This window comes from Legionella septentrionalis (assembly GCF_003989745.1).
Taxonomy (GTDB): Bacteria; Pseudomonadota; Gammaproteobacteria; order Legionellales; family Legionellaceae; genus Legionella_A; species Legionella_A septentrionalis.
This window is the reverse complement of sequence record NZ_RZGS01000011.1, coordinates 32883-59086: the sequence shown is the minus strand read 5'-3', so window position 1 is coordinate 59086 and position 26204 is coordinate 32883. Positions and strand designations below refer to the sequence as shown.

Here is a 26204-nt window from a genome sequence, read left to right as displayed (position 1 = left end):
GCATGAAACAACTCAAACTTATCATTTTTCTTCTCACTGCTCTGGCTTGTACCGTTTCTTTCGCCCAAAACCCTCCTTTGCGCGTGGCGCTTAACCGGTTTTCACCCCCATTCGTCATGCAGGGAGCGCATGAGCAATTATTTGGATTCGATGTGGCAATGATGAATGCAATATGTAAAATATTAGAGCGAGAATGCCAGTTTCGCGTAATGAGTTTTAACCAACTCCTCAATGCAGTGGTGAACAAGGAAGCAGATGTGGCGGTGGGCTCTATCGGCATTACTGCCGAACGCGCCGCCCTAGTTAATTTTTCATTACCTTACTTGCCCAGCAAAGCTTTATTTATGGGGGATACGAGTAAATTAAACGGACAAGAATTCAGCATCAAGACTCTAAACAATAAACGGATTGGCGTGGAAGCGGGCACCGTGTTTACCAGCGAAATCACCCACATGGGAATTAATAATCCCGAAGTGGTAACCTTTCAGTATGAGGAAGACATTATTGAAGCTTTAGCGAATGAAGATATTGATTTTGCCTTGCTTGACGCGCCTTCCGCGCAATATTGGCAAGCTCATAGCAGTTTAAAAATATTGGGTGAACCAATCCCTTATGGCTTAGGCTTGGGGATTGGCATTGGCAAAGATGACATGCCTTTGCTGCAATCCATTAATCAGGCTTTACTGCAATACCAAAATAGCCCTGACTTCAAAAAAGATTACAACATGTATTTACAAGCGTTTTAATATAGCCCTCAAGGCTAAGCTGGCCGGGGCAAAGCAATTCAGGAAAAATGAATACTGAGGCGGGTATGTAAAAAATAATGTTTGCCAGCTTCATGTAACCGCAGCCATGAGTTAGACGTTAAACTGCCGGTCTAGTGAATGGTTTGTCCTTGGGTAATGCAGTAACTGATAACTTGTCGCGTCACGAAATCACCCTGGTTAGCACCATACATGGAATTAAATTGTTTGGCTAAAGCAAGGACCCAATTAGCCAGGCGAAAATTCATTCGCTTTTCACCCTGATCAATGACCAATTCAAACAAACCCAATGTTTGAGTTTCTTGCTCTTTGGCATACTCTTCCATAATAAGTTGTGCAATGTGCATGTCTTTATTTTTAGTAGGCCAATTTTTATTCACTTGCGTACCCCCTTACATAAATTAATTCAGTAAATTGGTATGGTTTGCAAAAATTCAAGTGTGCAACAATATATTGTATAATTTTACATTGTTTGCACAATATAAATACTTTTTATTCACTACGGGCATGCACGACGCCTTGAGATTCGTACCACAATGTCATAAATAACACCATGACAATGGGACCTAAAAATAACCCAAGCAAACCTAGAGTCTCCACACCACCCAAAATACCAAACAATACGGCAAGGAAAGGCAATTCAATCGCACCACCTATGAGTACAGGCTTAACAAAATGATCAGCGACAAACATTACAAAAGTGCCCCATGCGATGACAATAATGGCGGCAATCATACTACCGCTCGCCAATAAAATGAGCGCCACGATTGCAAACACAATCGGCACCAAGAAAGGAATCATGGCGGCAAATGCGGTAATAAAACCTGTTAGGGTTGGTGCGGGAAACCCTACTAAAACATAACACGCACCCATTAAAATACCTACGCCAATACCAACCACAATGGTACCGTTTACCGTGGCGCGTAAGGCATTGGGCAATCTATCCGCATAGCGAAACCACCGCCCGCCTAAACAAGTTTCACCAATATGATTGATTTGTTGGAATATTTTGTCGCCGTCACGATAAAAGAAAAATAAAGTCAACAGCGTAAAACCTAGTTGAAACCCGCGATGCGCCAACCCTACTCCGATTTGCTTAATATAATAACTGGCTGGTGTTAACGACAGATGAAGATTGGATAAAAAATTACGTACATAGCCTGGACGACCAATATTTTCATTCCAATAAATTACCAAATCTTGGCCTATAAACGGAAAATCGCGTATAAATGCTGGAGCTTGCCCCCCTTCACGATTTATTAATTGCAAATAATTAATAAATAACTGCAATTCCTTAACCAATACGGTAACAAGCCAGCTTAAGGGAATGATTAACAACAAAGATAAAACCGATGTAAATAAAAAAGCGGCCAGATTATGCTTTAAGCCAAACAACCGGCGCCAGCGCTGATATAAAGGATAAGTAGCAATGGCAATGATGGCTGCCCATAAAATGGATGGTATGAAACGGTGAATAATAAACAAAGCCAGTAAAACAATACTGATGGTCAAACCAATGCTTATCAATTCTTTATGATTGTCGTTCACGCAAAACCCCAAGCCAATAATTGTAAAACGATAAAGGCAGGAATAGCCGCCAAAACATCATCGAGCATAATTCCCAAACCGCCACGTACGTGTTTATCAACAAACCGTATGGGCTCAGGTTTCCAAATATCGAAAATACGAAACAGGACAAAACCAATAATCGTCCAGGCGATGCCGGGTGGAGCAAGGAACATGGTCAACAAATACCCTACCACTTCATCCCAAACAATGCCGGCATAATCATGCACGCCTAAATCCCTGGAAACTTTATCGGCTACAAACACTCCTAATAAAAAAGCCGCAAGAGTCCAACATGCATAGATGCTCCAAGAATTTCCCGCGAGCAATAAATAGACAGGGATAGCGGCTATTGTGCCCCATGTCCCGGGCGCCACCGGCATCAAACCACTGCCAAACCCAAAGGCAATAAAATACACTGGATCCTGCCATACCCGCTGTCCGATTTTTAGCATATGCATTTCAACCCCTTCTAAGGTAAAAATAATACCTGCCTCGCCACGGGAGCCATCAAAAATGACTATAACCCTTTACCGGCAACCTCTCAATGCATGCACCCCGTCGCCCCCTTAATCCGCGCGCCTCTTCAATCATGCCAATCTTAACGCATCGCTTGCCGTGCTGCTTGAGTTGTTTTTTAAATTCTTGTTCATGCTCGCGGGGAATGGTAAAGCACAATTCGTAATCATCCCCACCCTGTAATGCCATCGCAAGCGCTTTATGCGGGCGGTGTTTCTTAAGCACAGGGTGAACAGGGATTTGCTCAAGATCCAGGCATGCGCCAACGCCACTGGCATCGCAAATATGATTTAAATCCGCATTTAAGCCATCTGAAATATCAATTGCAGCCGTTGCGTATTGTTGTAGATAAGGGATGAGATCGACACGGGGAATGGGATGCAATAATTTTTCCATGAGTAATTCCTTATCCTCTATATGTCCAGAAGATAAATAGTCAACTGCCAAAGCGGCAGCCCCTAATTCACCGCTGACAAAAATTGCATCGCCAGCCTTGGCGCCACTGCGCGTCACGGCTTTTCCAGCAGCAACAAGCCCATGAATTGTCACGGTAATTGTTAATGGACCTCGAGTCGTATCACCACCGATTAAAGCTATATTATAAGGAAGTAAAGCTGCAGTTAAGCCTTCGCTAAAACGCTTTAACCAAACTTCATTGCATTCCGGCAATGTCAACGCCAGAGATACCCAGGCAGGTTCCCCCCCCATGGCAGCTATGTCGCTAATATTGACCATGATTGCTTTATAAGCGATATCAAAGGCATCAAAATCAGCTAAAAAATGAATTCCAGAAACCAAAGTATCGGAACTAACCAGTAAGTGTTTCCCTAAAGGAATGCTAAGACAGGCCGCATCATCGCCAATTCCCAGCACAACGTCATCACGCGTATGCACAATGGATTTAAAAAAAACCTCAATCAATGCAAATTCATTCATGATTGCTGCTGATTTCCACCATTCTCACTTGCTGGGCAAGGTTGTTTAATACCCCATTCACATAGCGATAGCCATCTTGCGAACCGAACGTTTTGGTCAATAACACAGCCTCATCCAAAACTACACGATAAGGCAATTCCGGACAGTGCATCAATTCAAAAGCACTCAAACGCAACACGGTAAGTTCAATCGGGTTTAAACTTTGAATGGGCCGATCCAGAAAAGGGGTAAATGCAGCTTCAAGCTCTTTCACATGCTCAGGAACCCCATACAATACACGCCGGAAATAATTGCCATCCACTTTTGACATATCATTGCCAGCACGAAACTGTGCTTCAATTTCAGTCGGCTCACTGCCGGACATTAACCACTGGTACAAAGCTTGTAAGGCAAGCTTTCTTGCGCGCCGTTTACCTTTAATATCTTGATTATCCACGGTTACCTCATGAGGATTTATCGAATTTACTTATTTGTTAACTACGTCCTTGCCTTGCTTATAAAAATCCTTTTACTTTTTATCGCCATCCATCTGATCAATCGTTTGCCTGAATTCACTCACATCCTTGAAGCGTTTGTACACGGAGGCAAAACGCACGTAAGCAACATGATCAAGGCGATACAATTGCTCCATAACCCATTCCCCAATTTGACGGGAATCAATTTCCCGCTCACCTTTTTGTCTGATCTTTTGCATGATGGCGACAATTGCTTCTTCTAAAGCATCCACACTGACAGGTCTTTTTTCCAAGGCACGCAACATACCCGCCCGCAAATTTTCAATGTTGAATGCTTCTCTGCGCCCGTCGCGTTTAATTACTACTGGCATGATGAGTTCCGCAATTTCAAACGTAGTAAAACGCTCATGGCAGACAAGGCATTGCCTGCGGCGGCGGACTTGGGTGCCATCGGCGACCAAACGTGAATCCACTACCTTGGTTTCTTCAGCACGGCAAAAAGGACAAAACATAATTAATCACGATAAACGGGAAATTCAGCACACAAAGCTAAAACCTGCTCTCTTATTCTGGCGATTCCTTGTGTATTGTGAATATTTTCCAGGATATCAGCAATCCAGTCAGTGATAAGCTGAATCTCTTTTTCTTTAAAACCCCGAGTGGTTACAGCAGGTGTACCTAAGCGCAATCCACTGGTAACAAACGGGGAGCGCGGATCGTTGGGGACAGAGTTTTTATTCACGGTAATATTAGCCTGCTCCAAAGCAGCATCCGCTTCTTTACCAGTGATATCCTTGTCAATTAAATCCAGCAGTAGCAGATGGTTTTCCGTGCCTCCGGAAACAATGCGATGCCCGCGCGCGAGCAAGGCTTGCGCCATGGTTTTGGCATTACGAATTACCTGTTGTTGATAAGATTTAAATTCCGGTAATAAAGCTTCAGCAAACGCTACGGCTTTGGCTGCAATGACATGCATCAACGGCCCGCCCTGGATGCCAGGGAATACAGCTGAATTTAATTTTTTTTCAATTTCTTCATTTGCTCTGGCAAGAATAAGGCCGCCACGCGGACCTCTTAATGTTTTATGCGTTGTTGAAGTCACAACGTCTGCATAAGGAATTGGTGAAGGATACAAGCCTGCAGCAACCAACCCGGCAACATGTGCCATATCCACCAGCAAATAAGCACCAATTTCATCGGCAATGGCACGGAATCTAACCCAATCCACGACTTGTGAATAAGCAGAAAAACCCGCAATAATCATTTTGGGTTTATGCTGCAAAGCGAGTTTTTCCAAAGCCTCATAATCGATTAAACCAGTTTCAGTGTTTAGCCCATACTGCACGGCACGGTAAATTTTTCCAGAGAAATTGACTTGAGAACCATGTGTTAAATGTCCCCCGTGCGGTAATGCCATGCCTAAAACCAAATCACCAGGGTTCAATAATGCCATCATGGCAGCGGCATTTGCTTGCGATCCAGAGTGAGGCTGTACGTTTGCATACGCTGCAGCGAACAATTGCTTGGCGCGGGAAATGGCTAAAGTTTCCGCTACATCCACATATTCACAACCGCCATAATAACGCTTGCCGGGATAGCCTTCTGCATACTTGTTGGTGAGCAATGAACCTTGCGCCTGCAAAACGCGCGGACTGGCATAATTTTCTGAAGCGATGAGTTCGATGTGTTCTTCCTGCCGCTTCTTTTCAGCTTGCATGGCTTCCCAAAGCTCATCATCAAATCCTGCAATCGTATATTGTTTGTCAAACATAATTTTCCTTATTCACGTATTGCCATTATTTGACAATTAAATCATTACGAACGCTTTTAACGCCATCCACATCCGCAGCAATAGCCCCAGCTTGTTGCTTTAGCGTATCATTATCGACGAAACCGCTTAATTGTACCTCATCTTTATAAGTTTTAACTTTAATTTCAAAGCCTTTGGCACCTAACTTGTCTAACAATTCAGTTTTTACTTTGGCTGTAACTGCAGAACTATCCAAATATTCTCCTGTACTCTCCTGGGTGGGGGTGGCGGCACAAGCAATGATGATCAAAGCGAAAACGGGCAGCATTAAAAATTTAAACGTCCTTAGCATTATATCTCCTTTGCTGTTTTCGAGATTAATAATCCATTGTTTAGCAATTTAAGATTGTCTGGTAGCATCGCAAGCCACCAGACTTTATGGGATGTGAAATCAGGCTAAACCTAACAAGGGTAGCACACTGTTTTATCCTAGTCATGCCCATGCACGTTGGAATCAGCAATGTTGGCATGCTGATGAAGATTGTCCGCATGGCCGTGTACATTTTGCCGGCTTTGGTGCTCATGTTTGTGAACACTTTTATTTCTGGCAGCAACCGTAATTTCACCCTGCTCGCCATGACCATGATGGTTATGAGCCCGATGATGATGCTTGTGCACGGAATGACGGGCATGCTCATGGATATTGCCAGGCATAAGATTTACACCGTCTGTACGCTCAAGAGTGACTTCAGGCTTTGCGGGCGGAGCAACAATCGTTATCTCCGCTTTGTTTTGCGCTTGCTTCACAGCGGATTTCTTTACTTCTTTTTTGCCGGCGACAGCTTGAGATTTCTGTACACTCGCTTGCGGTTTAGGTGGAGCAGCAGGCTTATTGTCTCCGCTGCAAGCAGCCAGAAAAGCCATTAAAGTTAAAGCGATATATTTCATAATATTACCTATTGGTTAAAACCGGCGCGAGAAATCTCGCACCTTTTTCTTACTTGGCGCTTACTTCTGCTTTCAGCTGGTTATTGAGATAGGGCACAATGCGTATGGTCATGTTAGTTGGAGTATAAGCATTGTAAATCATATGACCATTGAAAGTACGTATCGTCAAATACATGCCGCTATGACAGTAATTATAATAGTAAAGGCTGATATAATGCGGTGCTTCAAAGCTATACACGCTGAAAGGAATTAACGGGGAGCCGTCATCGAATGTGCCAGTAACCTGTACATTATCGAAGCTATTGTTAATGATTGTAATATCACAATTCGAATATGCTGCAGAAACTTGTTGCCCTTTTTGATCATTAGCCTTGGGATGAATGTGCTGGTTTGTTCCTGCAAAAACGTTACTCAACAAACCGAAACAACAAAGAAAAATGAGCGACTTTATTTTCATAATTGAACCTCGCTTTAAACGGAGGTTAGATGGTAACAAAGTATTTAATTTAGTCAACAGGCTTTTATTATAAACACACAATCTATTTTTAGGGATTCTATTTTTACCAATTATTTATGTTAATATTACTGCTGCTTAATTCCTCCAATTCCATACACCTCTCTGGCTGACTATCATCACTGAGTAGGGAACGAATTTATAGCATAAAAAAATAACTGCATTACGTTGCGCGACAGATAAGGATACATTGGGTAGATGAAAACAATAATGAAGAAACGCATGACCATCATGCTCATCGGTTTGCTCGTAGTTTTTGGCGGAATCATTGGCTTTAACCTGTTCAAAGGTTTTATGATCAAGCGCTTTTTTGCCAGTTATGAGCCGCCTGCAGTTACCGTATCTTCTGTGAAAGCACAAAAAAGAGACTGGCAACCGCACATTGCCGCCGTGGGAAATTTTGTCGCCATTAATGGGGTTGAAGTAAACTCACAAGCATCAGGGAATGTAGTCGCCATTCACTTTGATTCAGGGCAATTTATTGAAAAAGATAAACCCTTGATTGATATTGATGACAGTGTGGATCAAGCGACCTTGAAGTTTAACCAATCTGAATTAGCCTTACAGGATATTAATTATAAAAGGCAAGCGGATTTATTTAAGCGTGGTGCTACCTCAACTTCAAGTCTTGATGAAGCCAAAGCCAAGATGCTGCAGGCACAGGCAAATGTTGAAAAAACAGAAGCGACGATTCGACAAAAGCACATCCGCGCTCCTTTTTCCGGGCAGCTGGGTATCCGCCAAGTCAATTTGGGCCAGTTTATTAGCCCGGGGCAAACTTCCATTGTGACCCTGCAATCCCTTGACCCCTTGTTTTTGGAATTCTATCTTCCCGAACAATTGCTTAAAAAATTGCATTTGAATCAGGCAGTAACTTTTTCAGTCGAACAAAACCCAGGCATCTTGTTTACAGGAAAAATTACCGCAATTAACGCAAAAGTTGATATCAATACGCATAATATTTTAGTGCAAGCGACCATTCCTAACTGCCCAGCCAAGGCTTTAAAGGATCCTTTGCATTCCACACTGATTAAAGCTAAAAAAGAAAAACAGGGAAACCGCATCATCGTGGCTTGCGACAGCGAATTAAATACCAAAAACAAAATCCATGAATTTAATTTTATCCCCGGCATGTTTGCCGACATCGAGGTGGAACAACCTTCCATTCCCAATGTGGTTGTCCTGCCAACAACCGCCATTTCCTTCAGCCTATATGGCAATTCCGTTTTCCTGATTGAAAAGGATGGGAAAAAAGATAAGGAGGGTAAGGATATTTTGGTGGTCAAACGCGCCTTTGTGAGTACAGGAGAACAGGAAGGAAACTTTACCATGATCAAAAAAGGGGTCAGTGCCGGACAAGAAGTCGTCAGCGTCGGTGAGATTAAACTCCAGGATGGCACTCGCGTAGTGATTAATAATGATATTCAGCTTAATGAAACGGTGGATCCCGATGATTTAGGGCAATAGTCTGCTAAACCACAGGAATTTAAATTGAACATCATTGCACCTTTTAAGGTGCACAGCGGAATTAATGCATGAAATTTACAGATTTATTTATCAGACGTCCAGTGTTGGCTACTGTGGTGAGCTTGCTTATCTTATTGTTTGGCTTGAATTCAATTACCAGCATGCAAGTCCGTCAGTATCCACGCATGGATAATACCGTCATTACCGTAACTACTGCTTATCCAGGTGCCGATGCCAATTTGATTGCAGGCTTCATTACCACACCTCTGGAAGCCGCGATCGCCAGTGCTGAAGGCATCGATTACATGACGTCGAGCAGTACCCAGGGCGTCAGCACCATTACCTTGAATATCAAACTTAATTTTGACCCGCAAGTTGCCTTCACTGACGTAATGAGTAAGGTGCAACAAACCTTAAACCAATTACCTCCTGAGTCACAGCAACCGGTCATCGTAAAAAGCTCGGATACTTCCACTGCTTTGTTGTATATGAGCTTTGACAGCACGGAGATGACACCGCAACAAATTACCGATTACGTAACACGGGTGATTCAACCGCAGTTGCAAACCGTCGATGGAGTCGCCAAAGCTGAAATTTTGGGCGGGCAAACTTATTCGATGCGTATCTTTTTAAATCCCAATAAAATGGCGGCACTGGGGATTGCTCCGGCGGACGTATTTACCGTACTTGCGAATAACAACTTTTTAACCGCGGCAGGAAATACAAAAGGCGAATACGTTGCCATCAGCATTCGCGCTAAAACCAATTTAAATAACGTTGATGAATTCAGCCAGCTCATTGTCCGCAGCGACGGCAATTCCATTATTCGCTTGCGTGATATTGCTAAAATCACTTTAGGCTCGCAATCCTACGACACATCCGTAATCTTTGATGATAAAAAAGCGGTATTTATCGGGATCACACCAACGCCTACAGCCAACCCCTTGACGGTCATCACCGATGTAAGAAAAATTTTCCCGGATATCCAAAAACAGTTACCCCCCTCCTTGACCGCAACCATTGTATACGATGCGACCGAATTCATCCGTGCCTCGATTCATGAAGTGATTGCAACAATCGTCGAAGCTGCCTTGATAGTCATCGTGGTGATTTTTTTATTTTTGGGATCATTCCGCTCTGTACTCATCCCCATTGTCACTATCCCACTTTCTTTGGTGGGGGTATGTACCTTAATGCTGTTTTTAGGATATTCCATTAATCTGCTTACCCTGCTTGCTTTCGTATTGGCAATTGGTCTTGTGGTGGATGACGCGATCGTGGTGGTTGAAAATATTCATCGCCATATTGAAGAAGGGAAAACTCCATTTGATGCAGCGCTTGTCGGTGCACGTGAAATCGCAACACCCGTCATAGCCATGACCATTACCTTGGCAGCCGTGTATGCTCCAATTGGATTTATGGAAGGTTTAACCGGCGCATTGTTCAAAGAATTTGCTTTTACCCTCGCCTGTGCGGTAATTATTTCCGGCGTCATCGCACTCACTTTATCTCCGATGATGTGCTCGAAAATTCTATCCAAGGAATTGAGTAGCGGCCGGTTCACCCGTTTTCTGGATAATTTGTTTGAACGCTTGCACGTCCGCTACAAACGCATGCTGCACAGTTTGCTGGAAACGCGAAGCATCATGCTGGTTTTTGCTGCTGTCGTACTGCTCGTTTTGCCTTATCTTTATATAACCACGGCAAAGGAAACCGCTCCTGAGGAAGATCAGGGATTCTTCTTTATTATTGGTACAGCACCGCAATATGCAACATTGAATTACGTTGAAACCTATACCAAAATGTTTGGAAAAATTTACCAGAGTTTTCCTGAAACTGAACATTATTTTGCCATTAATATGAAGCAACCCATGTCAGGAATGGTGCTTAAGCCCTGGGATCAACGTAAAAGCCAGTTTTCACTCAAAGAACCATTACAAAATAAATTAAATGAAGTCCCCGGTTTAATGTCTTTTGCTGTTATCCCGCCTCCTTTGCCAGGAGGCGGCAGAGGTACGCCTATCCAGTTTGTCATAAAAACCACTAATGATTTCCAAAGCTTGTTTGAGGTATCAAATAACTTGCTCAGCAAGGCTAAGCAAAGCGGTCTTTTTATCTTTTTGGATAATAGCTTAAAATTTAATCAGCCCGAAATTGAGCTTGATATCAACCGCTCGAAAGCCTCGGATTTAGGGCTTGATATGCGCACCATCGGCAGCAGCCTGGCCAGTGCATTATCCGGCGGGTATGTTAATTTTTTTGATTTAAAAGGACGCAGTTATCAAGTCATCCCGCAGTTGGACCGAAAGTTTCGCCTCAATCCAGCGCAATTAGGGGAAATTTATGTCCCTACTGCCGGCAAAATCATGGTGCCGCTGTCAACGGTAGTCACCCCGGTTGCCAAAACTCAGCCGAATGAATTGTCGCATTTCCAACAATTGAATTCTGCAATTATTCAGGGGGTCATGATGCCAGGAGTTACCTTGGGTCAAGGGATTGCCTATCTGCAGGAACAAGCTAAAGAAATATTACCAAAAGGATTCATGGAAGATTATAGCGGTCAATCCAGACAATTCATTCAAGAAGGCAGTGCCCTTATTTTTGCATTTTTCATGGCCATCATTGTGATTTTTCTCGTACTTTCTGCACAGTATGAAAGTTTCCGGGATCCTTTGATTATTTTAATCAGTGTACCGATGTCCATATGCGGTGCATTAATCCCCTTAAATCTTGGTGCGGCGAGTATTAACATTTACACGCAAGTCGGATTAATTACCTTGATCGGTTTGATTAGCAAACATGGAATTCTCATTGTAGATTTTGCCAACCATTTGCAACGTGAGAAAAACCTGGATCGCCGTGCCGCAGTAGAAGAAGCGGCTGCCATCCGCTTGCGACCCATATTGATGACTACCGCTGCCATGGTCTTTGGCGTCATTCCATTGTTAATTGCTTCAGGCGCAGGCGCGGTCAGCCGTTTTGACATTGGCTTGGTTATTTCCTCAGGCTTGTTAATCGGGACTTGCTTCACCTTGTTTGTGGTTCCTACCATGTATACCTTCCTGGCAGCCGATCACCGGCATGATCGCAAACCGGCAACTGCTGGCGAAAATGAAATAAAGCAAGCGGAATAAGAGTTAGCGCATGTAAATGGCGACAGATTACATGCGCTATATTCAGACTTTCTCGCATTTTACTGTCTGGAATGAACAAGCCTATTTTGCCATTTGCAAGCGAAGCATCATTTTATGTGCACGCGCAATGATAAGTGGGCTAAATTCGCTTGCGGGTATTTCATCCAGGATTTTATTGGTGATTTCAAGAGCCATTTTCCCCGTTAATGCGACCGAGATATCAGCTTCCCTAGCCATCTGCTCTATGTGGCGGAGAGATAAGGCGTTAAAATCGTATTTACTGCCAATTTTCATCGCCATTTTAGTTGTAAGTTCTGGGTAATATACGGTTGAAATCATATCGTAGAACGGAGCTAAACGCGTTTGTTGTTCCTGATAAATAAGAGAAAAATTTTTACCGTGCGCATCATTGTTGCCAATAATTAAATTAAACAAAATCCCTTTTAATAATTCTTTTATATCAAGAACTGGAAAACTGGATGCCTGTCTGACTAATTGAAAACAATCCCGAATGGCAGGGCCTCCCTCGCGCTGATATTTCCTTTCCGGGATAATGCCCATGGCCTGACAAAAATCCTCCTGGTGTAAACGTTGAATTCCTTCTTTTGTTTCAATCCGATCATAGCGCTTAACCAATAAATAAGGCGTAGCACCAGCATAATGTATCGATGCCTCCACTGCATTTAAACCAATTTTACGTGCCAGATACAAACAAAAACACTCATTTTTAATCAACGAAGGAAAATCGCGATTGATTGGTTTTAAAATATGGGTGCTTGGGGCGCCGTTCAGTGGTATGGCAATGTCCCCAGCAATGATAGCTACTGGAAGTTTATCCTGTGCCCCAGCCAAAGATAAACGTATTCCTTCCTCACCCGCTATCATCGGTCTTTGCCACATGGTTTGCAGAATTTCCCCTACAGCTTGTTTCTTGATGAGTTTATATTCCGGGTTTAGCTGGGTTAAAGGAACTGTTTCTGGTAACATGCTTACTGCCCCTGCACATTCGCCGCCAATGGCGTGCAAGAGCGCAAAATCATTGTTTTCACTAATGCCCAATTGGCGAGCAATTGATGCGCGTAAATGTGCCTCTGGTAAAAGTCCACTAAAAAATGGGCGGCATTGTTTTTCCGCAAAAGGTGTAGTTTGTAAAGGAAGTGAGCGAGATAAAGGAGAATTTTTCTTATTCTCCAAATAATGTTTATCGTAACTAAAGGCCATATTGCCATGCGCGTCGATATTTAATTTTCCTGCGAGCGTTTGCTTTAAATAAACATTCAATTTAGGCATCTTCTACCTCGGAATGGGAGAGATGGAGCTGGATGCCAAGCACTTGCAGTACTTGTAATACCTTTCCAATCTGGCAAGTGGGTTTACCATTTTCCAATTCAATGATAAAACGCAAGCCTGTGCCAGCAGCTAAAGCTAAGTCTTTTTGCGTCACGCCAAGTTTTTTACGGACTCTGCGAATAAAATGCCCTATGTTGTCAGTCGATAACATCATGGTGGTTTCTATGTTCCCGTACGGGAATTTTAACTCTCTTTTTTGAAAAAATCCAGCTAAAATTCCCGATCGGGAATAAAATAAGTTTTTTGTCTGTTGAATGGAAAAATATTACCGATCGGCAATATTTTCCTGTTACCTAACCTGCTTCCCAAGTATTTCTGTCCTCACCTCATCTGAATATGTTAAAATTTGCGATTTTAATTCGTACGTACAGGTTTAAATTATGGATAAGACGTATTCCCCGCAAGCAATCGAACAAAAATGGTATAAAAAGTGGGAAAGCCATCATTATTTTGAGCCACGTGGAGACGGTAAAAATTTCTGTATCATGCTGCCCCCCCCCAATGTAACAGGCAGTTTACACATGGGACATGGTTTCCAGAATACTTTAATCGATGCGCTTATCCGTTATCAACGTATGATGGGATCTCGTACGCTGTGGCAGCCGGGTACTGACCATGCGGGAATTTCCACGCAGTTAATTGTAGAAGGACAGCTCGAGAAAGAAGGCTTATACCGTAAAGATATGACACGCGAGGAGTTCCTGGCGCGCGTTTGGCAATGGAAAGAAGAGTCAGGTGATACCATTACACGTCAAATGCGCCGAATTGGTTCTTCTGTGGATTGGACGCGTGAGCGCTTCACCATGGACGAAGGTTTATCCGCAGCGGTGCAAAAAGTTTTCGTACAATTATACGATGAAGGTTTGATCTATCGCGGTACGCGTCTTGTTAACTGGGATCCTAAACTGGGTACGGCTATTTCCGACTTGGAAGTAATTTCTGAGGAAGAAGACGGCTTTCTTTGGCATATTCGTTACCATCTCGTAGGTTGCGATGAATCCCTGGTAATTGCCACCACCCGCCCGGAAACCTTGCTCGGTGACACGGCAATCGCGGTTCATCCAGAAGATGAGCGCTATCAACATTTGATTGGTAAATATGCTCATTTACCCTTGTGTGACCGCACGATTCCAATTATTGCTGATGAATATGTAGAAAAAGACTTTGGCAGCGGTTGCGTCAAAATTACCCCAGCCCATGATTTCAACGATCATGAAATCGGCAAACGGCATGATTTACCTTCAATCAATATCTTGACCAAAAAAGCTACGATTAATAGCCACGCGCCCGCCAAATACCAGGGATTAGACCGGTTTGTCGCCCGTGAGCAAATCATCAAGGATCTTGAGGAAGCGGGATTATTAGTTAAGGTGGAACCGCATAAATTAAAAGTACCCCGCGGTGAAAAATCGAATGTCATCATCGAGCCATTACTCACTGAACAATGGTATGTAAAAACCAAACCTCTGGCAGAGCCGGCAATCGAAGCCGTAAAAAAAGGGGAAATTCGCTTCATTCCCGATAATTGGAGTAAAACTTATTTCCAATGGATGGAAAATATCGAAGACTGGTGCATCAGCCGCCAGCTGTGGTGGGGGCATCGAATTCCTGCCTGGTATGATGAGCAAAATAATGTATATGTTGGCTACAGTGAAAATGATGTTCGCTTTAAATATAAGCTGGATGAAGCGGTTTTCCTAAGACAAGATGACGATGTACTGGATACTTGGTTTTCATCCGCACTATGGCCTTTTTCAACTTTAGGCTGGCCGGAACGCACCCAGGATTTAGAACAATTTTATCCAACCTCCGTGTTATTTACCGGATTTGACATCATCTTTTTCTGGGTAGCCCGCATGATTATGCTGGGTCTTAAATTTACCGGAAAAATACCTTTTCGCGACATCGTGATTACCGGATTGGTTTGCGACAGTGAAGGCAAAAAGATGTCCAAATCCAAAGGAAACGTGCTCGATCCCATCGACATCATCGATGGCATTGATTTAAACCACCTCATTGAAAAACGCACGGCCAATTTAATGCTGAATTCAGTGCGCGATAAAGTAACCAAGCAAACCCGTAAGCAATTCCCGGACGGTATTCCCGCATTTGGTACAGATGCTTTGCGTTTTACTTTCTGTTCCATCGCTTCTACTTCAAGGATTGTACGCTTTGATTTGGCACGGGTGGAGGGTTATCGTAATTTTTGCAATAAATTGTGGAATGCTTCGCGCTATGTGCTGCTTAATACGGATGAAGAGCAAGTTGATTTTGGTGATGGAGCGTTTCAATACAGTCCGGCTGATCAATGGATTTTATCCCGTTTACAGCGCGTCAAAGACCTTTGCCATCATTATTTTGCCACGTATCGATTTGACTTGCTGGCAAATACCCTGTATGAATTTGTCTGGCATGAATATTGCGACTGGTACTTAGAATTATCAAAACCCGTGCTTTATGATGAAGAAGCTCTGGCTCCCATGAAACGCGGTACCAGGCGGACTTTAATCCATGTTTTGGATCAAATCCTCAAGCTTTTGCACCCCATTATGCCGTTCATAACAGAACAAGTTTGGCAGCAAATCACTAAATTAACCAGCGAAAATGGCGAAACCATCATGTTGGCGCGCTACCCGCAGGTTGAACAGGATTTAATCAATCAAACCATTGAAGAAGAAATTGAATGGCTACAAAAAGTTATTCAATCCATCCGCACAATTCGCAGCGAAATGGCGATTAGTCCGGCAAAACTGATTCCCCTGTATGTGCGCAATGCATCAACGCAAATTAGAGAAAGAATACAAAAATATTCTTCCATGTTGCATTCATTAAGCAAGTTAAGTGAAATCCATTGCCTGCACGCAGAAGAAAAAATGCCTGCGTCTGCAACTGCTGTGGCAGGTGAAATCGAATTGCTCATCCCGATGGCAGGCCTTATTGATAAACAAGCGGAGTTACAGCGGCTTGAAAAAGAAATCGCTAAATTAGACAAGGATATTTCATTAGCGGAAGGCAAATTAAATAATCCTAACTTTGCTGATAAAGCACCAGCGGATATCATTGCAAAAGAACAGGAAAAATTGGCACAAGCTAAACAAGCCAAAGAAAAATTGTTACAAAACAAGGAAAAAGTCGAAAACCTGTAATTTATTTGCCGGGAAGATTTTTGGGGGTTTGGGGTGTTCAGCTATCAGCCGCTGAACCCCTTTAAATCAAGTTAATCAAGATAGCCTAATGTACGTTTTTTAATCCATGCCGCCAGCAAAATAATAGAAATAACGCTTAATAAAACGCCATAATTATCCCACCATAAAGGAGCAAGGCGCAGTGCATCAGGGCTATGCCCAATAGAAAAAGGAACAGCCAGCAGTACATCCATCAATGCCGCACCAGCCACCAGGCCACACGCAATCAAAGTGCCCACTTGCTTACGCTCATTCATCCTGCCCGGATTTAAATTTTTCTGGCGCAGCCGCCAGTTAATAAACATGCTTATCAATCCGCCCAAAAATAGAGGAAACGAAGAAGCAATGGGTAAATACATCCCAATTGCAATGCCTAAAATTGATAATTGCACAAATCGCATCAGCTTGAAAAAACGGTTACAAAAAATAATTAATAAAATGATGCCAGCTCCAACCAGCATCATGGCCCAGGGCAATGTGTTGCGGAATACCGCCTCGGTTACAGCAGAAAGAAGTGCGGCAGTTGGTGCTGGCAGAGATTGGCTCACATCCATGCCTGGGTGCGGCATGACCCCAGCAATCCCGTATACGTTAAATAAAATCTGCATGACGGGAGGAATAACCAGTGCGGAAATAATAACCCCCAATAACAGCATTAATTGCTGCTTCCACGGCGTTGCACCCACTAACTGCCCTACTTTTAAATCCTGGGTATTATCATTGGCAATAGCCGCAATACCTGTGACGACGGAACCAATTATGATGGTAATTGCCTCAGCTGCCATGATTTGCTCATTGCTGAGCGGCAAAGGCATGGCAATTTGAATTACGCCTAATAACAACCAAGCCGCAAACAATATGCCAGCAATCACTACGGAACTGCCCGGGCTGGCAGTAACTCCAACCATGCCGGAGAAATAAGCAGTAATAACCGAAAACAAAAAACCTACTATTAACACATATAAAACCATGAAAAAAATCAAACTGGGAGAAAAATCCCCCTCAAGTCCCGCTTGAGCCAGTGGAAAATTAAATTGAAAAAACAGGAACAGCAATGCCGCAAGAATCAATATCCCGCTTAAGATAAAAGGCATTGGAATGTCTTTATCGGTACGCGGCAATTCTATTTTTTCATTGCTGCGGGCCATAAAAGCACGCAATGAAATACGGATGCTTTTTATCAGCGGTTTTATTAACTTGATAAACGTCCATATCCCCGCAAACAGCATCGCACCGATGCCAAGATAGCGCATTTCACTGTTCCACAAAAAATGAGCTGCTTGCTCGGTAGGGTATTTACTTAAAAACTCCGGATAAAATTGGCTGGCAATAGGTAATGCGATGAGCCAAGAGATCACTGCGCCTAAAAAAATACTCAAAGCCATATCTTGCCCAACCAGGTAACCAGCACCAATCATGGTGGCGGAAAACCCTGCGCCAAAACCAAATATGGAGCGCTGTGCTACAAACCAATAACTCCAGCTATTGGCAAGAACTTTAAACCCCACTTGTAATAATTCCAATGCAGCACCGACTAACCCGCCTAGTGCGATATTGCGTATGCCAATTTTTTCAGCCGATGTTTTAAGCACTTCCGCAATAGCCCTGCCTTCTGGAAATTTTAATGACTCTTCATTAACCAAAACTCTTCTTAGCGGAATAGAAAAAAGCACACCCAGGATCCCGCCGGCAGCTGCAATAAAAAAATTGGTGAAATAATCAAAATGTGACCAAAATCCAATGATCACCAAAGCCGGAATAGTGTACACAATTCCGCCTGCTACAGCTTCACCAGCCGAAGCCGCTGTTTGTACAGCATTATTTTCTAAAATGGTTGAGTTTTTAAACAAGCGCAATATTCCCATGGAAATGATGGCGGCTGGAATGGATGCAGAAGTTAAAATCCCTAATTTTAACGCCAGATAAGCGTTGGACATGGCCAGTATGACGGTTAATAAAACGGCCAGAATGATGCTGCGCAATGTTAATTCAGGGATTTTTTTTTCTGCAGAAATGAAAGGCTGCGTACTGCTCATTAACTACCCCATATGCTTACCGAGATTTCGGGTTTTAGTATGTTTTTAAAATTTTGCCGTGGAATTTCAATTGTTTGCGGCCCCAATGCATAGGGGGCAACTTGATAGGTATCAAATACAATCGCTATGCCATTCGCGGTAAAATACCAAATTTTATAAAGTTTTTTTACAGGTTTTGTTCCTGCCAAGACCCAATTTTTTTCTAAGTCCTTATTGTTTAATAATTGCGAACGGCAATATTGGGATAGTATCTTTAGATAGTCATGACCCGGAATAAATAAATTCTCTAAAGAAACGGGTTTTCCATTGATAAAGTTAAATGCTTCTTTATTGTTAGCAGGATGCGCAGCCCCACGCATAAAAGTGGACAAGTCAAACAGGATGCTCAAGGCTTTCGCTTGTTGATACATAATTTGGTAATTGATGGATAAGCCATTATTACCCGGTACAGAAGCCGGCAAGTCATTATTTTTTGCCACTTCAGAAAGGAATTGGCGTTGTTTTTTTTGCACCCATTGTTCCAGCATTTCATTAATCGAATGTTCGGGAAAACCATGAGGATATTTAAGATCCAAAATATAGGAGGGTTTTTCTTGTTGGATCTGTACCGTTTCAAGTGTTTTTGCGCATGCGCCATGGAGCAAAAATCCAAAGACAGCTGCATAAACTAACTTTTTAATCATAGTGCGTCCTAATTAGAATGATTTCCACTTTCCAGCCAACATGGTTTCATGAGCAAAGGTAAAACCAAATTGATAACAAAGTTCTGCTGCATCAGAAATAGACCAACGGATTAAATCCGCAGTTTTACCAGCTTCCAAACTCCCTACATTGCGCTCAATGCCCAAAGCCCTGGCCGCCTGATAGGTTACGGCACTCAATGTTTCCGGCACAGTAAGCGAAAACAGTTGGCAAGCCATATTCAGCATCAATAAAAGGGAAGTCGTTGGCGATGAACCGGGATTGCAATCCGTAGCGATTGCGATGCCCACCCCAGCTGCACGTAATACCTCCACAGGCGGCTTGTTTTTTTCCCGTAGGAAATAATAAGCCCCTGGCAATAAAACGGCTACAGTTTTCGCTTCCGCCAGTGCCATAGCCCCTTTTTCATCCAAATACTCAAGATGATCGCAGGATAAAGCGGCATACTTTGCAGCAAGAAAGCTGGCGCCGATATTAGATAATTGCTCCGCATGACATTTAACCGGCAAGCCAAGTTCCTGAGCGCGACTGAAAATTTGCTCGGTTTGCGTGAGTGTAAACCCTATCGATTCACAAAAAACATCCACTGCATCAACCAACCCTGACTCAACAATCTGGGGCAGCATTTCACTGCATAAATAATCGACATAAGCTTGATTCCGGCCAGCATATTCAGGGGGGATGGCATGCGCCCCCAGAAAAGTAGTTTTTACGCGGACCTCAGCTTTTTTGCCAAGCTCGCGTGCCACTCGCAACATTTTAAATTCAGTTTGCAAATCAAGGCCATAACCGGATTTTATTTCAACCGTCAACACGCCTTGAGCACGTAAAGCGAGTAGTCTTGGCAAGGATTGCAGGAATAATTCCTCCTCCGACACGGCCCGCGTTTGCCGCACTGTCGATAAGATGCCGCCGCCATTCCTTGCTATTTCCGCATAAGACATACCTTCCAGGCGTTTTTTAAATTCATCCGCCCTGTTGCCTGCATAAACAAGATGCGTATGACAATCAATAAACGCAGGCGTAATTAATTTATTATGGCAATCTTCCACAACATCGGCTTGCAGGTATTCAGGCGGCAGGTCGCCGCTATCCCCAACCCACATGATCGTGCCGCCTTGGATAGCAATGCTATGATTTGCATGCTGTAAGCCATATTTATCAAGTAGGGTTGCATTCAGCAATAATTGATCGCAAGGCATGTTGATCACCATACAGGTACCTGGTGAGGCGGCACCAGCCAATGAGTATGGTGATCCGTAGTGTAAATATCCCATTCTTTAGAAACGACTTCTTCTTTCGTTACATCGAGTAATAGCCAAGATAAAAAAAGGGCGACAGTATGGGGTGTTAGCAATTGTTCGTTTTGCTTTAAACTTTTGAAGAATTGTATTTTTTCAGGCTGCATATATTGGGCGTGGCGAATGAGGGCTTGCATGTCCGTATCAATGATTCCCGGCATTACGCTGCTGCAAGCAATTTCCTGCGATTCCAGTTGCCAGCAACGCGTCAGCATCGATAATGCCGCCTTGGAAGTGCAATAAGCCGCCCAACCGGCCACTGGGAAATAGGCAGCCCCGGAGCCAATATTCAGCACGCGGCCGCCGCTTAATTTATTTTGTAAGGCTTGCGTTAAAAACAAGGGAGCCTCTACATTCGTAGCCATAACGTGCCGCCAGGAAGCTTCATCAATTGCATTGATGGGCATAATCGGCTCAACAACACCTGCATTATTAACCAATCCTTCCAACTTATCCGTACTTTCTAAATGGCTTAAAACCTTTTCCCGACCCGCTTTGGTAGAAACATCAGCCGTGCAATAATGGATCAGTGAAGAAGCAGAACTCATTTCCAGTAAAGGCTCTGTACGCCGGCCTATAATTAGCACCGATTTGCCGCGTGCAGTCAAAGCCTGCGCCAAAGCTTTTCCTATCCCGGTTCCTCCCCCAGTGATTACGAACACGCCAAGCTCCTGTATTAAAATCAGAAATAATAGCAGACCTGTTTTTACATAGCATCTGCTTCAACACAGGTATTTGCAAATGCTGCCTTTCAATTCAGTTTGAACTTGAATTTAAGATTACGCAAACCCTCATTTTTGTTATAATAAAAACATTATGTTTTTTACATTTATATTTTGTTTAAAATAAACCCATGTCATTCATCAGCTGGCTTAAAAAAATAGTCTCAAAGCAGACATCCGATGCTGCAAAACATCAACCGGACCATCAATCTTTACAAGAAATTGAACATCCTTCTGTTAAATTGATTTATGAACAACTTAATCCGTCGAATAAAAAAGAATTTCCATTATTGAAACCGAGCCATTTAAATCGGTATGAACCTCAACGGATTAATTTAGGTTATACCAATCTGCATCATTCTTCCCAAAAAATAAATTTAATAAAAGATGTGAACTATCTATGGGTATATAATGCTAAAAAAGAATTGATCCTAGGGATTGAAGAACCATGGAAATACCCACAGGCGTTTATAGACAGGCAAAATACCGAGCAGCTTAACTTCTTTAATTCCAAAATCTTACCGCAATTAAAAAAGGCTGGAATATTAGGCCACCCCACCTTGGCTTGCCATTTTTCTGCACAGGGTAGCGCACTGCCGAAAGAGGGCCAGGCTTTTATTGCCGGCGAATTGGGATATCGAGAGGGTAAATGGGTGCTTAACAATAATTCAGGACGCTATAGTCAATACAGCAAAGAAGATCCAAAACAGATTAAATTCTACATGGATGAAGTGGCAAAACAATTCATTAGGCACAGCACAGAAAAAGAAATCAAAATTGAGCTTACCTATTCCGGAAGTTACGCTGCCTATGCCAAGCAATGGCATGCAGATAGAAGCCCTGTTGAAAATGCGCTTGTTCTCTTGAAAGATTACGCAAAATCAAATTGGCTTGAATTATTTTTTACAGCTCACTGGAATAGACACCATGTCCATCTCGTGCGCGATGCTTTAACTTATTTTTCTAAGAACCCACCACAAAATATCGATGAAATAATTCATCACCTGGTTAACCAACTTGCATCAATAGGCCATGATAAAATCAATTTGCACGGTTCATTAATGCGCCGTCTCAAGTTTCTCTCAACTCAAGTGGAGAATGATTTAATTAGGGAAGAGCCCAATGCAAGCTTGCTTATTTGAACTGCATTCACCTCATCTATAGCTCATCTGCTTTCACGTTGAATATCAGGTGGAATACACTTAAACGCTAGTGCTTCCTATTCCTGATTTTAGATTGAGATTAGTAACACCTGGTTTAAGTTACCCGGAAGAAAATTTCATCATGATTAATCCAATGGTTATGAACACTGCAGCCATAATTCGCAAAAAACTGACTGGTTCTCCAAGAAATATAATCCCTGCTAAAAATGCTCCAACTGCACCGATACCTGTCCAAACCGTATACGCTGTTCCAAGAGGAAGCGTTTTCATCGAGATGGATAAGAGGATAAAACTGGCCACCATGGTTGTAACAGTCAATAAAGAAGGTATAAGCCTTGTAAAACCATGAGATTGTTTCATCAGCAATGACCAAACTATTTCCAAAAGACCCGCCAGAAAAAGATAAATCCAAGCCATATTGCATCTCACTTAATATATCGGGTCGTCCCGTATTACATAACCCACAATGGGCGAGGTCGTCCTCGAATTCAGGAATGACGAGCGCATTTTGCTGATGTATCATAAAAATTCCGTTTGATAAAGCACTCATCATTGCCCCTGCAATGACTTGTCCTTTCACCCCTGTGGCAACGATCTGGATATGCTTCTTGCTGCAATCATCAATTTCCAATAGCAATTTTTCAGTTTAGTATATGCTCTTGCTAAAAGGAGATGATGATGCTGCATGACTTAGACTATTACCAACCGCCTGATAGTTCTCTTTGGCAAGGGCGTAAGGACAGCTTGCCGGGCGAGCGTTTTTTTCAGCGCGTTCAATGCCTTGATCTACGCAGCGAGCCTTTGGCCAATACCAAAAAACAAAATGTCATCGTCGGCTTTTGCTCGGACGAAGGCATACGGCGTAACGAAGGGCGTACAGGCGCGCGTTCTGGCCCGGAAAAACTGCGTACCCAACTTGCGAGGCTTGCATGTCACACCAAAAAGCATTTTTTCGACCTAGGCGATGTAATGTGTGCGGATGAAAAATTGGAAGCAGCTCAAGCCAATTTTGCAAAATTAATTGATTACAGCCACACGCAAGGATGCAAAACCATTGCTTTTGGCGGAGGCCATGAAATCGCCTGGGGGCACTTCCGCGGGTTGGCAGCCCACTATCCCAAACTTGGCATTATTAACATAGATGCGCATTTTGATATACGCCCTGTATCGAATGCTCAAGGCACATCCGGCACTCCTTTCTGGCAAATCAATGAATACTGCCAGCAAAACGGCCTCCCATTTAACTATTGCTGTCTTGGCATCCAGCCAACTGCCAATACGAAAAGCTTGTTCGAACGCGCCCATGATTGGGATATTGCTTATTTGACGGCAGAGGAAATTAATGAAGAGCGTTTTTCAGCACAAACTGCTTTTTTGGATGAGTTCATGTCACAACATAAACATCTTTACTTATCCATTTGTCTTGACGCATTCGCAGAATGCTTCGCACCAGGTGTAAGTGCGCCACAGCCGTTAGGATTAACTCCCTGGAAGGCATTACCCCTGTTGAAATACATCGTACAAACTGGCAAAGTGGTAAGTCTTGACATAGCGGAGCTTTCCCCCCCTTTGGATCTTGGAGATAGAACAGCACGGTTAGCAGCGATTATGCTTGCTGAATTATTGTGAGTTTATTAATCTGCCCTGCTGTAGCTTGCAAGTATGTGCAAGGATGCAGCAGGCAAAGCGTAATGAAGGAACGAGCATCATGAAGAAATCTATTATTTGTACCGCATTGTTAGCAATCATCAATGCAGGCGTCTGTGCAGCCGCTGATACAGTAAATCCAGTGCCTGCGCAAGCTCCAGCAACTTCTGCCCAAAGCCCGCAACCGATAACGCCTCCCCCGGCAAACACCGTGCCGCCTGAAAATACCATTAATTGCCAATACCGTATTCCGGCTGAAAATACTAACATTAATGAAGCACTGCTCACTACCTGGGCGGAAAAAGCCGTAGTTCAGTCATTTGACTTGGATGCAGCTACCCTGGAGAGTCAGCTTAATGAACTGCAACCCTGCTTCACCGAGCAAGGATGGCAGAGTTTTAACGAGGCCTTAAAAGAATCCGGCAATATCAATGCAATTAAATCACAGAATTTAACGGTAAGCAGTCATATTAACGGCACCACCACGATTAGCGCTGTTAAGGAAAATCAATGGAAAGCTACAGTCCCAGTGCAAGTAGTTTATCAAAATACGAAGGAAAAATTGACGCAACAACTTTCTGTAGAATTATTAATTGGCCGTAAAACTTCCGGTGATTTAGGCATCATGCAAATGATTGCAACACCACGCGTTACTGGAGCTTCTCCAGCACCTACTGTCACTTCAGAGCAACCCGTAACGGTACAAACACCGCCACAGACGGTGACACCAACGCCTGAACCTTAAGCAAGCAGGCATAAAAGTTAATTCAAATAAAAATTTTGGATTGCCCCAAGGCTTTATTCAATCAGGATGAACATGCGCTACTTCATTATTCCAGCCTTAGGTTTAATTTCCCTGAACACATATGCCAATGTGATTCAGTATTTTACCGGGATTAGTTATGCTAATCCCGCGGAATTATTTAAAATCAAGCAAACGGAATTAATCATTGGCGGCACAGGTTTTCATACTGTAGGTAAATTTGAAGGCAGCGTCCTTAACTTTAACACCGGTCAATATGGAGAAGGTAGCGCATACACTCGCACCACAAGCCTCCTTCCTTATGGCCGTATTGCCAAACGCTTTAATGAGAAGACTGTGTTTGCCGTTGATGTGACACAACCTTTCCATTCCAACTTGAACTGGGACGAACAAGCATTTACGCGTTATGCGGCCACGCAAACGTATCTAACAGACATTGATATCAGTCCGCGCTTATCTTATAGCCTGTCAAAACAATGGTATGTGGGCGCCGGAATAAATTTAAATTTCCTGCAAAATAATGAAACAAATTGGGCTTTGCCAATCAGTCCCACTGCTTCAGCCAATATGGTTAACCGCACCACAGGATTTGGAACGGGTTACGATTTAGGGATATACCATGTGTTTAACCAAAGCAATTTTTTAGGGCTCGTTTATTATTCAGCGATCCGGCAAAATACAAGTGGCACCAGCATGCTCGCCAACCGGATAAACCCAAATTTGCAATTTAATTTCAGCCTGCCGGCAACAACTGTGCTGAGTTATGTGCATTTATTCAATGAGAAATGGTTAACCAATTTGCAGGTATTTGTCAGCGAATGGGATGTTAACCAATACGTGAGATTCATAAATACCAGCGCCCCCCACCTCTAAACCCTGACTTCACGTTCACTATGCGCTTTCGTAAATCAGCCGCCTTTGTAGCTGCTATCCGTCATCAATACACGCAAAAAACCGGACTCACGCTCATCGGGGTTATCGATCATGGGCCGGAAAAAGATGAATTTCGCCCGTTAAATTTTCCATCAGATACCCAATATTTCCTTGCTTTAGCCGGCGACTATCGCGTTAATGAGAATACCACCATTGAGTTATTGTATGGTTATGGATACGAAAAAACTTTTATGAACAACCACGTGCAAGTCAATGGCCAGAATCTGCCCTTCACGACGGGAAAAGTACATTTATCAGCCAATGTGGTGGATTTAAGGCTTAAAATACAAGCATAATGTTTTAACTCTATACATGAAGGCGTGAAATTATTTGCAAACATGAATGCCTA

26 protein-coding genes are annotated in these 26204 nt (G+C 43.1%); 9 read left to right on the top strand and 17 right to left on the bottom strand.

The features are described 5' to 3' along the window. The first annotated feature begins 2 nt into the window (after positions 1-2). On the top strand, positions 3-746 hold the full coding sequence (locus ELY11_RS05735) for a transporter substrate-binding domain-containing protein (RefSeq protein ID WP_127032678.1): 744 nt from the start codon (positions 3-5) through the stop codon (positions 744-746). A gap of 131 nt (positions 747-877) precedes the next feature. Here the strand turns inward: ELY11_RS05735 and ELY11_RS05730 are convergent, their stop codons facing one another. The 10 genes from ELY11_RS05730 to ELY11_RS05685 form a co-directional block, all read right to left on the bottom strand. After that, positions 878-1144 (bottom strand): hypothetical protein, encoded by a 267-nt coding sequence (locus ELY11_RS05730; protein ID WP_126953620.1) that lies wholly within the window; start codon positions 1142-1144, stop codon positions 878-880. Positions 1145-1256: 112 nt separating this feature from the next. Continuing rightward, positions 1257-2312 carry an AI-2E family transporter gene (locus tag ELY11_RS05725; protein ID WP_127032677.1) on the bottom strand — a complete coding sequence of 352 codons (1056 nt, stop codon included), beginning with the start codon at positions 2310-2312 and terminating at the stop codon, positions 1257-1259. Further along, a complete protein-coding gene (locus tag ELY11_RS05720; protein ID WP_127032676.1) occupies positions 2309-2791 on the bottom strand; it encodes a phosphatidylglycerophosphatase A family protein in 483 nt (160 codons plus the stop codon). Before ELY11_RS05720 ends, ELY11_RS05725 begins: the two co-directional genes overlap by 4 nt. Positions 2792-2840: 49 nt before the next feature. After that, positions 2841-3785: a thiamine-phosphate kinase gene (gene thiL, locus ELY11_RS05715; RefSeq protein ID WP_126953617.1), complete on the bottom strand. Its 945-nt coding sequence runs from the start codon at positions 3783-3785 to the stop codon at positions 2841-2843. Next, positions 3778-4221, bottom strand: coding sequence for a transcription antitermination factor NusB (nusB, locus tag ELY11_RS05710; RefSeq protein WP_126953616.1), 444 nt, complete (start codon positions 4219-4221; stop codon positions 3778-3780). Before nusB ends, thiL begins: the two co-directional genes overlap by 8 nt. Positions 4222-4293: 72 nt before the next feature. After that, complete coding sequence (gene nrdR, locus ELY11_RS05705) at positions 4294-4752, bottom strand: transcriptional regulator NrdR (protein ID WP_126953615.1); 459 nt, start codon at positions 4750-4752, stop codon at positions 4294-4296. A gap of 2 nt (positions 4753-4754) precedes the next feature. Next, positions 4755-6011 carry a serine hydroxymethyltransferase gene (gene glyA, locus ELY11_RS05700; RefSeq protein WP_126953614.1) on the bottom strand — a complete coding sequence of 419 codons (1257 nt, stop codon included), beginning with the start codon at positions 6009-6011 and terminating at the stop codon, positions 4755-4757. A 25-nt stretch (positions 6012-6036) separates the two neighbouring features. Further along, positions 6037-6342, bottom strand: coding sequence for a BON domain-containing protein (locus ELY11_RS05695; protein WP_126953613.1), 306 nt, complete (start codon positions 6340-6342; stop codon positions 6037-6039). Positions 6343-6479: 137 nt separating this feature from the next. Next, positions 6480-6938, bottom strand: a complete 459-nt coding sequence (locus ELY11_RS05690) for a hypothetical protein (protein WP_126953612.1) — start codon at positions 6936-6938, stop codon at positions 6480-6482. Positions 6939-6987: 49 nt separating this feature from the next. Further along, positions 6988-7395 (bottom strand): hypothetical protein, encoded by a 408-nt coding sequence (locus ELY11_RS05685; RefSeq protein ID WP_126953611.1) that lies wholly within the window; start codon positions 7393-7395, stop codon positions 6988-6990. Positions 7396-7662: 267 nt separating this feature from the next. On the opposite strand from ELY11_RS05685, the gene ELY11_RS05680 reads away from it, so the two are divergent. Together ELY11_RS05680 and ELY11_RS05675 are read left to right on the top strand one after the other, a co-directional pair. Continuing rightward, positions 7663-8919 (top strand): efflux RND transporter periplasmic adaptor subunit, encoded by a 1257-nt coding sequence (locus ELY11_RS05680; protein ID WP_126953674.1) that lies wholly within the window; start codon positions 7663-7665, stop codon positions 8917-8919. A 68-nt stretch (positions 8920-8987) separates the two neighbouring features. Continuing rightward, positions 8988-12053 (top strand): efflux RND transporter permease subunit, encoded by a 3066-nt coding sequence (locus ELY11_RS05675; RefSeq protein ID WP_126953610.1) that lies wholly within the window; start codon positions 8988-8990, stop codon positions 12051-12053. 81 nt (positions 12054-12134) lie between these two features. On the opposite strand, the gene ELY11_RS05670 is transcribed toward ELY11_RS05675, so the two are convergent. Together ELY11_RS05670 and ELY11_RS05665 are read right to left on the bottom strand one after the other, a co-directional pair. Continuing rightward, positions 12135-13343 carry a type II toxin-antitoxin system HipA family toxin gene (locus tag ELY11_RS05670; RefSeq protein WP_233579708.1) on the bottom strand — a complete coding sequence of 403 codons (1209 nt, stop codon included), beginning with the start codon at positions 13341-13343 and terminating at the stop codon, positions 12135-12137. Next, positions 13336-13557: a helix-turn-helix transcriptional regulator gene (locus ELY11_RS05665; RefSeq protein WP_126953608.1), complete on the bottom strand. Its 222-nt coding sequence runs from the start codon at positions 13555-13557 to the stop codon at positions 13336-13338. Before ELY11_RS05665 ends, ELY11_RS05670 begins: the two co-directional genes overlap by 8 nt. Positions 13558-13783: 226 nt before the next feature. Between ELY11_RS05665 and ELY11_RS05660 the strand changes: the two genes are divergently transcribed. Then, positions 13784-16549, top strand: a complete 2766-nt coding sequence (locus ELY11_RS05660; RefSeq protein ID WP_127032675.1) for a valine--tRNA ligase — start codon at positions 13784-13786, stop codon at positions 16547-16549. A gap of 71 nt (positions 16550-16620) precedes the next feature. On the opposite strand, the gene ELY11_RS05655 is transcribed toward ELY11_RS05660, so the two are convergent. From ELY11_RS05655 to ELY11_RS05640, 4 genes are read right to left on the bottom strand one after another with little or no spacing between them, the layout of a single operon-like run. Next, the gene (locus tag ELY11_RS05655) at positions 16621-18624 is read right to left on the bottom strand and encodes an OPT family oligopeptide transporter (protein ID WP_127032674.1); all 2004 of its coding nucleotides are present in this window, start codon (positions 18622-18624) and stop codon (positions 16621-16623) included. Beyond that, positions 18624-19307 carry a DUF3298 and DUF4163 domain-containing protein gene (locus tag ELY11_RS05650; RefSeq protein ID WP_126953605.1) on the bottom strand — a complete coding sequence of 228 codons (684 nt, stop codon included), beginning with the start codon at positions 19305-19307 and terminating at the stop codon, positions 18624-18626. Before ELY11_RS05650 ends, ELY11_RS05655 begins: the two co-directional genes overlap by 1 nt. Positions 19308-19319: 12 nt before the next feature. After that, on the bottom strand, positions 19320-20540 hold the full coding sequence (hutI, locus tag ELY11_RS05645) for an imidazolonepropionase (RefSeq protein WP_233579706.1): 1221 nt from the start codon (positions 20538-20540) through the stop codon (positions 19320-19322). Next, positions 20534-21289, bottom strand: a complete 756-nt coding sequence (locus ELY11_RS05640) for an SDR family NAD(P)-dependent oxidoreductase (RefSeq protein ID WP_127032673.1) — start codon at positions 21287-21289, stop codon at positions 20534-20536. Before ELY11_RS05640 ends, hutI begins: the two co-directional genes overlap by 7 nt. A 191-nt stretch (positions 21290-21480) precedes the next feature. Here ELY11_RS05640 and ELY11_RS05635 point away from each other — a divergent pair, with 191 nt between their 5' ends. After that, a complete protein-coding gene (locus ELY11_RS05635; protein ID WP_127032672.1) occupies positions 21481-22491 on the top strand; it encodes a DUF5617 domain-containing protein in 1011 nt (336 codons plus the stop codon). Between the two features lie 120 nt (positions 22492-22611). Here ELY11_RS05635 and ELY11_RS05630 read toward each other — a convergent pair whose 3' ends face one another. Next, the gene (locus tag ELY11_RS05630; protein WP_127032671.1) at positions 22612-22929 is read right to left on the bottom strand and encodes a DMT family transporter; all 318 of its coding nucleotides are present in this window, start codon (positions 22927-22929) and stop codon (positions 22612-22614) included. A gap of 261 nt (positions 22930-23190) precedes the next feature. Here ELY11_RS05630 and hutG point away from each other — a divergent pair, with 261 nt between their 5' ends. The 4 genes from hutG (at position 23191) to ELY11_RS12580 (ending at position 26151) form a co-directional block, all read left to right on the top strand. Further along, complete coding sequence (hutG, locus tag ELY11_RS05625) at positions 23191-24141, top strand: formimidoylglutamase (protein WP_126953601.1); 951 nt, start codon at positions 23191-23193, stop codon at positions 24139-24141. 79 nt (positions 24142-24220) lie between these two features. Continuing rightward, a complete protein-coding gene (locus ELY11_RS05620) occupies positions 24221-24904 on the top strand; it encodes a DotI/IcmL family type IV secretion protein (protein ID WP_127032670.1) in 684 nt (227 codons plus the stop codon). Positions 24905-24976: 72 nt separating this feature from the next. Further along, positions 24977-25795, top strand: coding sequence for an OmpP1/FadL family transporter (locus tag ELY11_RS05615; protein WP_233579699.1), 819 nt, complete (start codon positions 24977-24979; stop codon positions 25793-25795). A 20-nt stretch (positions 25796-25815) separates the two neighbouring features. Then, entirely contained in the window at positions 25816-26151 is a 336-nt protein-coding gene (locus ELY11_RS12580; protein WP_233579691.1) for a hypothetical protein, read from the top strand. Positions 26152-26204: the final 53 nt, after the last annotated feature.